Raw genomic sequence first — 12810 nt, forward strand, 5'->3', positions numbered from 1 at the left:
TAGAAATATTTACGCCTCAATCAACTCAAACTATTCCTTTTAATACAAATATATTAGGTTCTTTTGAGAGAATAGACAAAGACGATACCTTATTTTAAGGCGTGTTTTTTTGCGTAAAGAAAGTTATAATTGTTTTAAGCGTTGCGGTAGGCTGTTATCTAAGGTTACGCTAAAACTTTTAAAAACTTTGTTTATTCTGGCTGTTCCTGGAGTAGCTTTTTTCATTGGTTTAATATCTTTTGCCAATGCACAAATTATATTTGCTTTAGAATCTGTGTTTTGCCAACTTTTTAGACCAACTAAAACCCCGGCTTCTTCCAAACTTTTCTGAGGCACAATATCGCCCCCATGTTTACGTCTTAAGATAAGGTGAGCACTTTGTCCTATTTCACTATGAAGCCAATAATCGTGGGCTAAAGCGATACGCATTAATTCGTGATTGCCTTTTGCACTTTTCCCTAAAAGCAGGACATAGCCGTCTGAGCTGATGAACGTAGAATATAGTTTATTTTCTGTGGTTTTGGGTTGTGAATTTTGCAGTGAATCATTTGATTCTTCAGGTGTTTCTTGTACATATTTTGTTTGACTGCTGACGTTTTCGAGTTCTTTTAAAGACTGTTCAAACTCTTTTTTGACCAATTCTTTTCTTTGAATAAGATAACGTAAACCTCTTTCACCTCGATCAGCTTGTTTGAAAAAGGCTTCCATATTTTCTAAAAGAGTAAGTTTAGGATTGAGTTCAACAATAATATTTTTTTGATTATCCAAAGATTGTACAGTTATTTGGGGCAATTTTTCTTCTTTATTGAAACGATAAAGTTCGGCTTTTATTAAAAGAGCTTTTTCTTTTTCAGCAAACATATTTAAAAGTCGCTCTTCCTCAAAGTCTAATTTTTGCATCAGCTTTTTAAACTTTTTTTGTGCGGTTTTAATCGGTTTTGCTTGTTCATTTCCCAGTTTAGCCCCAATATTTTCCAAGAGTCTTTGTTCGGAAAAATCTTGTACGGCATTTAAACAAGGATATTTACACGTTTCAAATGAAATTTGTTCAAAATTTTTGCTTTCTTCCTTTTCTAAAGCCCATGCAGATAAAACAGCGATGTTTTTGGGTTGTGCTAGATTTTCGGGATTATTGGCAAGGGTGATATTTTTATTTCTATAAACAAAAATATCACCATTTGTGTCTTCTAGGTCTATCAATAAGGCTTTTGCATCTAAAATATCCATATAAGACATTGTATTACGCAAAGCAGGCGTCAAAACAGGATAACGCTCCCAACTTGCAATATTGGAAACTAATTCATTTTGTTGAGAACTTGCTGTTTTGTCTATAGAATTTTTTAATAGCTGTTCTAATATCGCAGTATCGGGGAAAAGAGGCGGTGTAAAAAATTCTTCGTCAAGTTCTTTTAAAAGTTTAACGCCGTTTTTTAGATCAAACAAAAGCCAACAAGGTGGATTTTTTTCTTGGCTTAATATATCTTGTGAAGCTGTAAACGGAAAAGCCATTTGGCGTTTTACCCAGTTTATTTTTGCTTCGCCAAGCTTGCGATCTTGGACATATTTTCTTAAACGCATGACAAAAGCAGGAGGAACAGGAGGATTGGGTAGGGCAATTGAGGAGAGAAAAAGTAGTGGTTCTTTGCGTTCAAATCGAAAATAAAGCTTCCATTTTCTTTGGTCTTTAAATTCGTATGGTAAAAAAAGTTGAAAGCTTAAAGTATTAAGAGCGGGGGCATATATTTTTTCAATTCTGGCACCGTTAAGCAGTTCTTTTAATTCGTCTGCCAGTTTTCTAAAAAAGTGAGCGTCCATTTTTAAGATAATGTTAAAGGTCGTTTTGTTGGTTTTCGCTTTCTTCTTGCTTGCTTTTACAGTTTATACAAAGCTTTGTTACGGGGCGGGCTTTAAGTCTTGGAATTCCAACCTCTTCTCCGCAGTCTTCACAGACTCCAAAAGAACCATCATCAAGACGCTGTATGGCTTCTTTAATTTTTTTTATTAATCTGCGTTCACGATCACGAATTCTAAGAGTAAAAGCACGATCAGATTCCATGGTTGCTCTATCCGCCGGGTCGGCAAATACTTCAGCGTTGTCAGTCATCTCTTCTATAGTGCTGTCGCCTTTATTTTGAGCTTCTTCAATCATTCCGGTTAACAGATTGCGAAAATATTCAAGGTCTTTATGATCCATTTTAAGCTCCAGTATCTTTAAAATATTAGCAGTTTTAAAGATGTTTAGAATGATACCAAAATGTTAATATTCTTATATTCAAGAATCGACTCAGCCGTTAAATGTATAGTTGGTGTGTATAACAAATTTATTATTATTTAATCAAGTTTTTTTATAAATTAAGATTAAACTAAAAAAGTTATAAAAATCATATAGTTTTATTGATATTGTTTTTTTGTTTGTTGCATATTTTATTTCCTTGTATTAAAATAACAATATGAGAGATTATTATATAATAGGTTCATAGTGGCTTCCGACTGGAAAACACACCAAAAATTAAGGATAGAGAAAATTTATTTTTTGTGTAAAATAAGTGGTTTTGTGTTTTAATATATTTTATCGATGTGTAAACAAAGCGTAAAATGATGACAAAAGAACGCAAAACTGAATTTTGCAAGAGTCTTAACATAATAAAAAAATTCTCTTGACTTTTTATCTGTCTTAAGTAATCAATGATTGTTTCAAATTAATGATGGTTAAAATATTTTTTGTAAAAAACATGCATCTCTTGGTGCAGAGGAGTTAATAAGTAATGAGTGCAGAATCTAAAACACTTGCCGGTGCCAAGAAAACCGATAAAGGCGTAGAAGTTAACGGTTTTCTTTGCCACACTGTAGTTGAAAAATGTGAAGGTTGTGATCGTGTGCGTGAATTTGAAGGGCAAAGTTTTTGTGCTTCTTATCCTCAGCCTGAGCGTAAATGGTCTTTAGGGCGTTGTAACTTTGCGACTCACGTTAAAGAAGCTCAAGCTGCCGGTGCTAAAGTTAACCCGCTTAAAGCTTCTAAGCGTAGTACTGCGTCAAAACGTAAGTAATCTTTATACTTTTTTAAAGTTTATAGACACAAAGAACCTGTTGATAAAGCAGGTTTTTTGTGTTTTCGCAATTGTTGAATTCTGCTTGCGAATTGAAAAAATATAGTGTATCTTCTTTTCTCTTTATAATATAACCATTTTTAAAACAGTAAATATAACACAATGCTAAACAATATTCTGAAATATTTGGATACAACCAGAGAGCGAGTTATTGAAATTCAGAGTGCTTTAACTGAAAAAATTGCGATAGGTCCGGAAAACAACGGAGTCGGAGAACAGGAAAAAGCTAAGTTTTTAGTAGATACCTTAAAAAAACTCGGTGTGAATGATATTACTGTTTATGATTCTCTTGATCCTCGAGTGCCGAGTGGTAAGCGTCCCAATATTGTCGCCAAGGTGAATCTTGTTCGAGATACTACTGAAAAAGTAAAAACTCTTTGGGTCGCAGGACACATGGACGTTGTTCCGGCCGGAGAATTAAGTCTTTGGAGTTCTGATCCTTTTAAACTTAAGGTTGATGGCGATTATATTATTGGAAGAGGGGTTGAAGACAACCAGCAAGCGATAACTAGTGCTTTATTGGCAACAGAAGCCTTGTTGTATTCTCAACAAAATAATAATGTAACACAAACTCCTAAATATAATTTAGGGTTACTTTTTGTTGCTGATGAAGAAACAGGTAATAAACATGGAATACAGTTTTTACTTGAACAACATGCTGAACTTTTTGACAAAGAAGATATATTTTTAATTCCCGATTATGGGAATAATGAAGGTTCAGATATTGAAATCGCCGAAAAAACACAACTTTGGCTCAAAGTAACTGTTTTAGGGCGACAATGCCACGCCTCTACACCAGATTGCGGGATAAACTCATTAAAAGCTGCGGCTGCTTGTATCTTAAGCGTTGATAATATGCACAAGCGTTTTTCGAAGGAAAATTCCTTGTTTAATCCTACAATAAGCACTTTTTCACCCACCAAAAAAGAACTGAACGTAGAGAATATTAATACTATTCCGGGTAAAGACGTTTTTTATATTGATTGTAGAATTATTCCTGAAACCGCAGTTGAAGATGTGTTATCAGAAATGAAGGATTTATTGGAAAAAACTGCCGGTAAATATGGTGCATCAGTGAACATTGAAATAGTTCAACTTTCACCTCAAACTCCATCAGAATCAAATAACTCTGAATTTTTTCTTAAACTCAAAAAAGCCATTAAAAACTTTTATAACGTTGATTCCAGAGCTGTTGGAATAGGCGGCGGAACTGTTGCCGGTTTATTAAGAGCCAAAGGTTTTTCGGCCTTGGTCTGGTCTAAACTTATTCCTAATCCGCATGTTCCAAACGAAAAAAGCCGTATTTCCTGTAATATTGGAGATGCTAAAGTTATAGTCGAATTATTGTTTTAGTTTTTTCAACCTAGGAACTTTATAATTTTTTGAGGAGTATGTATGTCTGTTGGGGCTGTTAACAATACTGCGGTTAAGAATAGAATTGACTATCTTGATTTTGTAAAAGGTTTGGCAATTATTAGCGTTGTGTTGCTTCATACTTTACCGTCTGGGTGGTTAAAACCTATTTTTGCCGTGTTTCATATCTGGCAAGCAGTTCCGGTTTTTATTTTTGTTGCCGGAATAACAGGTTGTATTACTTGGGAAAGAAGAAAAAAGAATATCTCAGCTTATTATAAAGACTTACCGTCAAAGATATGGGGTCTTTATTTACCTTATATTATTGCTGTATTATTATATCAATTATATGTTTTTGATTTTATGAATCCTTTTCATTTTGTTACTAGTATTTTATCCGGATCAGTCGGTCCGGGTGGTTATTTCGTAAGTTTAATCGTTCAACATATGTTAATTTTTCCCTTTATTTTAATGTTGCGTGATAAACTTGGCAATGACAATAAATTTCTTTTAGCCTGTCTGTTTATTTCATTTTTATTGGAATGGTTATTCGTATCGGCTTGTGCGGCTGACCCTAATGCAGACAACATGTTTTATCGCTTTTTTTATGGGCGTTATTTGTTTGTTGCGGCTTTGGGTGCGACTTTTTACAATAATCAAAGTTTGTTTTCGGCGTTTAAATTACGAGTTTTATCAGGAATCAGTATTGTTTATATTATTTTGACGCTATATTTTGGAATTTCGCTTTCATTTATTCCAAACGAGTGGAACCCACAACATTATCCTTCTTATTTTTATACTTATTTATTAGTAGCTTGGCTTGTAAAAAATAAAAATAAGGTCTCTGATTCATTACACCATATTATTTCTAAATTTGGTAAAAATTCGTATGATATTTTTATCACTCAACTTTTTATTTTCAGTACTTTTGGCGTAAGTATGCGTCATGGATTTTTTACGGCGTTATTATTGCCTTTTATTTGCTTATATGGTGGTTTGTTGGTGGCTTATTTGAAAAAGAAATATACCTTAATATGAAAAATATTAATTTGTTTTTGCTATTTTTAGCTGTATGTTTACTTTCTGGTTGTGGGCTTGCACAAGCTGGGGCATTATCAGCTTTTGAAAGTAATTATCATTTTCCTGATGATGCTTCTCGTGAAAAGGTTTTAAGCATTGCCGAAAAATATCCTTTAGAAGCCTTAGTAAGTAGTAAGTTTTATGAAGTAGCCACTCCAAATGATGTTGAAAAAATAATAAATATATATGGAGCTTCTTTAAAAAATAAAAATAAAAGAAGTTTTAGTGTGGGGAGTAAAAGTGAATGGGGTGGTAGTGCACTTGTAGGGATATTGCTACCAATATATCAACTAGAAAGTGATGCTCAAGACCCACTAACTATAGCCTTAAAACATTCGCCTCATGTTGAAGTTATTAAAAAATTAGTACAAGCTGGCTGTAACCCCATTGGTCGATCAAAAGATTATGCTGAACGCGGACACAATCGCGGGTACAATCCAGAAATTTTATCTTATTTATTAAGTTATTCTCCCAATATTCCCGAAATAGGAAAAGTATTACAACAGAGAGCAAGGGGGTATAGCTATGATGAGCCTGATGATCTAGAATTTATGCGTGTTTTATTAACACAGACAAAAAATTTAGGCACAAAAGAGCTAAACTATCAAGAGGAATACGATTCAAAAACCCCTTTAATGAACGTTTGTGGTCGTGGTAACAATCATGGTAACAGCAATGAACAATTAGTATTTTTGTTGTTACAACTTGGTGCAGACTCGGAGATAACACTTAAAAACGGTGAACGAGCAATTGGTTTCGCTTTAGAACGAGGAAACTATAATATAGCCAAAGAAATGATAAAATATGGTGTGAATACAACTTATCTTACTAATAAAAATGAAACACTCCTCAACAAGGCTGTACCTAAATATCAACAAGAACCTGACCATGAATTATTTTTAATGCTTGCTTCTAAAGTGGAAGCAACAGGAGAAGCAGGACAAAATGCTTTAAAAGCAGCTATTTATGTTGGCAGTGTAGAGGCTACAAAAATTTTAATAAAACGAGGGGCAAAGTTAAATTCGACTACAACTTACGATATAGGAGAATGGACACCAAAACAAAAAGAGGTAATTGCCTTAAAGACACCAAAACAAAAAGAAATGATTGCCTTACAGAAATTAAAACAAAAAGAAATGATTGCCTTTTTAAAAAAAAATGGGATGAAGTTTAATACAATTAGCTAACGATATAATATCATTTTAAGTGTCAATAGTTCATAAAGTGCTTGCAAAATTTATATTTGCTTGTTATCTCATAGAACGAATTTGTTATATTGCTTTTTAAGGAGTTACCCATGAGCGGGGAAGAAACCGGAATTGTAGAAACTGAAAGCTTTGCTGATTTATTGGACGCACATAGTAAAGCCACTGAAAATCTTCGTCAAGGTATGCGTGTTAAGTGTACCGTTGTGGCGATTACTGTAGACACAATCTTTGTTAGCACAGGCGATAAGGTTGATGGAATTGTAGAGCGTAAAGAGTTTGAAGATGCCGGAGGCAATCCTTCTTGTTCTGTTGGCGATGAGCTGGAACTTTATGTAACAGTAGCAAATGCTCATGAGGTAAGACTCTCAAAAGCTTTAGCCGGTAGTGGTGGCGTTAGTGTATTAAAAGATGCACAAGAAGCCGGACTCCCTGTTGAAGGAAAGGTTATGGCCGCCGTTAAAGGTGGGTATTCCGTTGAATTAATGAAGAGACGTACTTTTTGTCCTTTTAGCCAGATGGACGTTAAAGTTATTGAAAACCCTGACAGCATGATAGGGCAAGTATTTAACTTTATTGTTACTAAAGTAGAACAAGGCGGAAGAAACATTACCGTATCAAGACGTATTCTTTTAGAAAGAGAAAATGCGGCTAATCGTGAACTATTTCTTTCTAAAGTTAATGTTGGAGATGTGCTTGAAGGTGAAGTTGTACGCCTTATGCCTTTTGGTGCATTTATAGAACTTAGCCCGGGCGTTGAAGGTCTTGTTCATATTTCAGAACTTTCTTGGTCAAAAGTAACTCAGGCAGACGAAGTATTAAGCCTAAACGATAAAATAAGAGTCAAACTTTTGTCTGTAAAAACTGAAGAAAAGTCTGTAAAGATTTCTTTATCTATAAGACAAATAACCGAAGATCCTTGGAAAACAGTAGAAGGGCGTTTGGAGCTTGGACAAATTTTAAGCGGCAAAGTTCGTCGTTTAACTTCTTTTGGAGCTTTTGTTGAAATTTTGCCGGGAATAGAAGGTTTGGTACATTTATCTGAATTTTCTTATGAACGCAGAATCGTAAAAGCAGAAGATATGCTTAACGTTGGCGATATTGTATCTGTAAAGATTAAAGAATTTGACTTAGATAAAAAACGTGTAAGTCTTAGCATAAAAGAAGCCGGCGGAGACCCTTGGGCAGACGTAGAAACCAATTTTAGCGTTGATTCTCTTGTTCAGGCGACTGTTGAAAAAAGAGAAAAGTTTGGTCTTTTTATTAAGCTTATGCCCGGTGTTGTCGGCTTATTGCCAAACTCTGTACTCAGCCTTGCAAAAAAAGGTGTTTACGACAAATTATCAAGCGGTGATTCTATCGAAGTTGTGATAAAAAATGTTGATCAGGCAGGACGTAGAATTAGTCTTAGCGTTCCTGAAGAAAACTTAACAGGCGTACCTGTGGCTTTTGATAACGCTGATAGCGATAAACCGCAAAAAACAAAACACAATAATGATAGAAACACAAAACCTCGTGGTGGAAGAGATTTCAAACGTGAGGACAAAAAAGATAACAGTTGGAAAGAACATGCCCAAACTAAAGACAGCTTTGGCGGAAGTTTAGGCTTGGCTTTTCAAGTGGCTCTTAATAAAAAGAAATAAAAAACTTTCTTTTTATCTTGACAATAATTAATATGAGCGTTAGAAGCATAAATTGTATTTTAATTTAATCAATACATTTATCGTTATACAAATTTTAATTTAAAGAAGCGAGAGCTTTAGTTCTGCTTTTACAATCTCGTTGGAGGATAATACCTTGGCTAACCATAAGTCCGCCATTAAGCGTCATAAGCAAAGTCTTAAAAAGGCAAGTAAAAATCGTGCAGTTAAAACCAGAGTAAAAAACGTTGTTAAAGACGTTCGTCAAGCTATTCAAGGCATGAATAAAGAAGAAGCTCTTGTTGCACTCAATACTGCAAGATCTGTTTTAGATAAAGCCGGTAGCAAAAAGATTTTACATTGGAAAAATGTTGCACGCAAAGTTTCTCGTTTAAATAAAGCTGTTATGGCTTTAAACGACTAGTTTTAATTTCAACATATTTTAAAAAGACTTGTAGCTTAGGTTGCAAGTCTTTTTGTTTTGCGATACTTTGAAAGAATATTAATTTATCCTTTCCTTTTTAATTTTTTTATAAAATATAATTATGCATAAAAAAAATAGCCTATTATCAAACTTTTCTCAATTTCAGTTATCTGACGATGCTTTTGCCTCGGCTTATAATAATACAGACCCTAAAATCAGAGCTTGGTTAAAAACTTGTATCGCTCGCCAATATACTTTTTGGGGTGAAAAAATACCGTTTCAAACAGAAACAAAACATTTTCGCCAGGGGTTTGTTGTTGAAACCGAGTTGGAAGCAATAGATTGGGCTATTTTTTGTGTACAAGACGAATTTCCCTCAAGCGTGCGTTTTTTGGCGACGCTTCTGCCTGCGATTTTAGCCGGAGTTAAAAATATTTATATTCTATATAATTCTGAGAAAAACAATCCGGAATCAAAGTCGTTTTCCGAAACTGTTAACCATCTATTATTGGCGACCGAACTGGTTGGACTGACAAGTTCTTCTGATGAAACTCAAGCTCCTTTTTTTGTTATGCCTAGTATGCAAGTAATGAATTTTTTTAGAGCTTGTATAAATGAACACGGAAAACATGGAAGTATATTATTTGTCGGAGACAGGTTAAAACTTGATGATTTAATTATAGAGTCAAGTAAACAAGGTATTCCCGTTTGGACTTATGGTATGAAAAAACTAAATGCTATAGTTCATTATGCGACATCAGAAACAGGTTTTAATCTGGAAGCTTTTAAATTAATGCAACCTGATATAGAACTAAAAGGCAAAGTTAACCATATTGAATCAATACAAATAGATCAACTTGTCTTAAAAACAGGACAAGAGGGTATTTGGTTTTGGACAAACTTGCAACCGGAATATTTCCAAACTCGTATTATGAAGTTGAATTCAACAAACTAGAGGGTCGTGTTTTATATGCAGGATAAAATAAAAAAAATACGCAATATTGGTATTATTGCACATATAGACGCAGGAAAAACCACGACTTCCGAGAGAATCTTGTATTATACAGAGTCAATTTCTCGAATAGGTGAGGTGCATGAAGGTGCGGCAACTATGGACTTTATTCCCGAAGAACAAGAACACGGAATTACAATAAACGCCGCCGCCAATACTTGTTATTGGTGTGAACATCAAATTAACTTGATTGATACACCCGGGCATGTTGATTTTACGATAGAAGTAGAGCGTTCATTAAGGGTTTTAGACGGTGTTGTCGGCGTGTTTTGTGCTGTTGCCGGAGTAGAACCGCAAACAGAAACAGTCTGGCGACAATCTGAAAAGTTTAATTTACCGAAATTGGCAACAATAAATAAAATTGATAGAATAGGTTCTGATTTTTTAGGCGTACTTGAAAGCATGAAGCATAAGCTTAATATCAACCCCTTGCCTGTAACCGTTCCCTTGGGAGAAGGCGAAGATTTTGAAACAATTATTGATCTTATAAAACTTCAAGTCTTTGATTACGATGAAGATTCTTATGGAAAAATAGTCAAAACAAGAACTTTAACCTCTGATGAATTTAATAGAATAGCTTTTTGGCGTGAACGTTTTATAGAAGTTTTATCTGAATATGATGATAAAATTCTTGGCAATTACCTTTTAGGTGAAGAAATTGATCAAAGTTATTTATTGGAAGTTATTAGAAAACTTACTTTAGAAGGGAAAATAGTCCCGGTTTTTGCAACTTCGGCCTTATATAATAAAGGGATACAATCTTTACTTGATGCTATTGTCTTATTTTTACCTTCTCCGAAAGAGCAAATTATGCAAGCCATAGATGAGAACGGAAATGCTGTTTATCTTTTGGCAAACAAAACAGAATATTTCACAGCGTTGGCTTTTAAAAGTTTTAGATATAAAAAAGAAAAATTAGTTTTTTTAAGAATTTATACAGGAGTGTTAACAAACCAACAAATTTGTTATAATGCCAATACTCAACAAGAAGAAAGAATCAATAAAATATATCGTATTTTAGCTGATGAATTTGAAGAAATAGAACAAGCATTTTCCGGTGATATTATTGCAGTTAGTGGGTTAAATAATACCCACACCGGAGATAGTTTATGTTTAAAAGAAAATATTGTTTTACTCGAACCTATATTAAGTTATCAACCGGTTTTAAGTTTAGCCGTAGAAACAGAAAACGAAGAAGATCTGGCTAAACTTGATGAAGCCTTGTTGCAAGTTGCTGATGAAGACCCCACCTTAAAATTAGATCAAGAAAGCTTTACACATGGAGGACAAAGAATAATTTCAGGAATGGGAGAATTGCATCTGGAAGTTGTATTGGAAAAAATTCAAAGAGAAAAACACATAAAACTAAGAATCAATAAACCACAAGTTATTTATAAAGAAACTCTTGTAAAAAATTCAGAATCAATTGAAAAAATAGGGTGTTTTAATCATCTTTTTGATGAAAAAAGACACTTTGCAACTCTCAGTTTAACAATTAAACCTTGTCAGACAAGAGTGGAAAATAAAATTAACTTTGATAAAACAGAATTTTACAAAATTAATGATGCAACTTTAGTTGAACTTAATATAAACAATCGGTTAGACGACTTAAATAATTTAAGTGTTCCAAGTTTAACAAAAGCGACATCACAGACAGCCAATGAACAGTTAAAACTTATCGGAATTATTAAAGAAGGGATAATTACAGCTTTAAAATGTGGCCCTTTAGGTTACCCCATGGAGGGTGTAGAAATCGACGTTAATTATTTGATTTTTAATGAAGATAATATAAGTAGCGAGGCTGTTTTGATGGCGAGTCATTTGGCTGTTAGAGAATTGTTTTCCCATATCAAGACAGAACTGATTGAGCCGATTATGAAGCTTAATATTAGCGTTCCAACAAGTTTTGTTGGTAATGTTGTTACCTTGTTAGCGATACATAATATAAAACTAGACGTTATTGACGATGAAGAATGTAATATGCGTAAAAATATTACAGCTTACGCTTTTATGAAAGATTTATTTGGCTTTTCAACGGAGTTAAGATCTGCTTCTCAGGGGCGTGCCGGCATGAGCATGATTTTTGATAAATTTGGGCATAGAATTTAGAGATCATTTTTTACAGGCATACTAAGCAAAAACTTTTCAAACTTTTTTTCTGAAAAAATTTCGTTGGTAATAAATTTCCCCTCATAAAAAAAACTATATGTTGTAAACGGCATTGGTGAATTTTGAGCTTGTTTTTTCGTTTCTATTTTATTTAAAAGCAGGGGATAGCCTTTTGCGTTTGCAATATCTCGAATTATAAAAGCATATTTTTCAGCAAAAGGGCATTGGTTTGAATAATATAAAACCATTTCTCTTTCTTTAATTGTTCCGTTTTTTGCACAATCTTTAAATTTTGGTAAATTGAGGATATGCTCATTATCAGTTAAAGGAAGATATAATAATTCATAATAAGGCTGTGCTGTATCAGCCAATTTAAAACCTTTATATTTGAGATAATCCGGGTCTGATAAAAAAGGCATTTTCTTTTTAGAAGAAATAACCGTCAAACCATGTTTGTTTTGATGTTTTGCATTTAATATACAAGCTTCCAAAAGTTTATTTGCATATCCTTGTCCTTTAAATTGTCCTGATACCCAAAAACAATTTATATGTAAAAAGTTATCAGCAAGAATAGGATACCATGCGTTTTCTGCTGGTATGTATTCAATAAATACTTTGCCTCTTGCATTTAATTTTTTAAAAACTAAACCATCTTTAAAACGTTCTTTTAGCCATGCTTTTTTTAGGGCAACACAGTTTTCTCCTTTTTTCTCAGAGATGGAACAACAAATGTGTTCATGTTCTATATTACTTAAATCAACGTTAATGATGTCCATAAAAAATACCTTCTAAAAAGTGGGTTATAAAAATATAGCTATATCAAGTAAATTAGGCAAGCTTAAAGGATATAATTAGTTACCTTTACATTTTGGTTAACATA

At 33.6% G+C, this 12810-nt stretch carries 11 protein-coding genes; 8 read left to right on the plus strand and 3 right to left on the minus strand.

Annotation, left to right across the window (positions count from 1 at the left end; genetic code table 11):
- Nucleotides 1-123: 123 nt before the first annotated feature.
- Nucleotides 124-1815, minus strand: a complete 1692-nt coding sequence (locus BT999_RS06685) for an NFACT RNA binding domain-containing protein (protein WP_072697010.1) — start codon at nucleotides 1813-1815, stop codon at nucleotides 124-126.
- A gap of 13 nt (nucleotides 1816-1828) precedes the next feature.
- Complete coding sequence (gene dksA, locus BT999_RS06690; protein ID WP_072697011.1) at nucleotides 1829-2194, minus strand: RNA polymerase-binding protein DksA; 366 nt, start codon at nucleotides 2192-2194, stop codon at nucleotides 1829-1831.
- A 571-nt stretch (nucleotides 2195-2765) separates the two neighbouring features.
- Between dksA and BT999_RS06695 the strand changes: the two genes are divergently transcribed.
- From BT999_RS06695 to BT999_RS06730, 8 genes are all read left to right on the plus strand, one after another.
- Nucleotides 2766-3047, plus strand: coding sequence for a PxxKW family cysteine-rich protein (locus BT999_RS06695; protein ID WP_072697012.1), 282 nt, complete (start codon nucleotides 2766-2768; stop codon nucleotides 3045-3047).
- A gap of 162 nt (nucleotides 3048-3209) precedes the next feature.
- Nucleotides 3210-4460, plus strand: coding sequence for a M20 family metallo-hydrolase (locus tag BT999_RS06700; RefSeq protein ID WP_072697013.1), 1251 nt, complete (start codon nucleotides 3210-3212; stop codon nucleotides 4458-4460).
- A gap of 42 nt (nucleotides 4461-4502) precedes the next feature.
- Complete coding sequence (locus BT999_RS06705) at nucleotides 4503-5498, plus strand: acyltransferase family protein (RefSeq protein WP_072697014.1); 996 nt, start codon at nucleotides 4503-4505, stop codon at nucleotides 5496-5498.
- Nucleotides 5495-6727 carry an ankyrin repeat domain-containing protein gene (locus BT999_RS06710; RefSeq protein WP_072697015.1) on the plus strand — a complete coding sequence of 411 codons (1233 nt, stop codon included), beginning with the start codon at nucleotides 5495-5497 and terminating at the stop codon, nucleotides 6725-6727. Before BT999_RS06705 ends, BT999_RS06710 begins: the two co-directional genes overlap by 4 nt.
- Nucleotides 6728-6837: 110 nt before the next feature.
- Nucleotides 6838-8388 carry a S1 RNA-binding domain-containing protein gene (locus BT999_RS06715; protein WP_072697016.1) on the plus strand — a complete coding sequence of 517 codons (1551 nt, stop codon included), beginning with the start codon at nucleotides 6838-6840 and terminating at the stop codon, nucleotides 8386-8388.
- Nucleotides 8389-8542: 154 nt separating this feature from the next.
- Complete coding sequence (gene rpsT, locus BT999_RS06720; protein WP_072697017.1) at nucleotides 8543-8809, plus strand: 30S ribosomal protein S20; 267 nt, start codon at nucleotides 8543-8545, stop codon at nucleotides 8807-8809.
- Nucleotides 8810-8930: 121 nt separating this feature from the next.
- Nucleotides 8931-9764, plus strand: coding sequence for a histidinol dehydrogenase (locus BT999_RS06725; protein ID WP_072697018.1), 834 nt, complete (start codon nucleotides 8931-8933; stop codon nucleotides 9762-9764).
- Nucleotides 9765-9779: 15 nt separating this feature from the next.
- A complete protein-coding gene (locus BT999_RS06730) occupies nucleotides 9780-11930 on the plus strand; it encodes an elongation factor G (RefSeq protein WP_072697019.1) in 2151 nt (716 codons plus the stop codon).
- Here the strand turns inward: BT999_RS06730 and BT999_RS06735 are convergent.
- Nucleotides 11927-12706 carry an N-acetyltransferase gene (locus tag BT999_RS06735; RefSeq protein ID WP_072697020.1) on the minus strand — a complete coding sequence of 260 codons (780 nt, stop codon included), beginning with the start codon at nucleotides 12704-12706 and terminating at the stop codon, nucleotides 11927-11929. The genes BT999_RS06730 and BT999_RS06735 overlap by 4 nt on opposite strands.
- Nucleotides 12707-12810 lie beyond the last annotated feature (104 nt).

It is taken from the genome of Desulfovibrio litoralis DSM 11393, assembly GCF_900143255.1.
Lineage (GTDB): Bacteria > Desulfobacterota > Desulfovibrionia > Desulfovibrionales > Desulfovibrionaceae > Frigididesulfovibrio_A > Frigididesulfovibrio_A litoralis.

Excerpts from the sequence above, each read along its gene's own strand:
- BT999_RS06705 (WP_072697014.1), top strand. The coding sequence starts at position 4,503 with ATGTCTGTTGGGGCTGTTAACAATACTGCGGTTAAGAATAGAATTGAC.
- BT999_RS06710 (WP_072697015.1), top strand. The coding sequence starts at position 5,495 with ATGAAAAATATTAATTTGTTTTTGCTATTTTTAGCTGTATGTTTACTT.
- BT999_RS06715 (WP_072697016.1), top strand. The coding sequence starts at position 6,838 with ATGAGCGGGGAAGAAACCGGAATTGTAGAAACTGAAAGCTTTGCTGAT.
- BT999_RS06700 (WP_072697013.1), top strand. The coding sequence starts at position 3,210 with ATGCTAAACAATATTCTGAAATATTTGGATACAACCAGAGAGCGAGTT.
- BT999_RS06730 (WP_072697019.1), top strand. The coding sequence starts at position 9,780 with ATGCAGGATAAAATAAAAAAAATACGCAATATTGGTATTATTGCACAT.
- BT999_RS06735 (WP_072697020.1), bottom strand. The coding sequence starts at position 12,706 with ATGGACATCATTAACGTTGATTTAAGTAATATAGAACATGAACACATT.
- BT999_RS06725 (WP_072697018.1), top strand. The coding sequence starts at position 8,931 with ATGCATAAAAAAAATAGCCTATTATCAAACTTTTCTCAATTTCAGTTA.
- BT999_RS06685 (WP_072697010.1), bottom strand. The coding sequence starts at position 1,815 with ATGGACGCTCACTTTTTTAGAAAACTGGCAGACGAATTAAAAGAACTG.
- dksA (WP_072697011.1), bottom strand. The coding sequence starts at position 2,194 with ATGGATCATAAAGACCTTGAATATTTTCGCAATCTGTTAACCGGAATG.
- BT999_RS06695 (WP_072697012.1), top strand. The coding sequence starts at position 2,766 with ATGAGTGCAGAATCTAAAACACTTGCCGGTGCCAAGAAAACCGATAAA.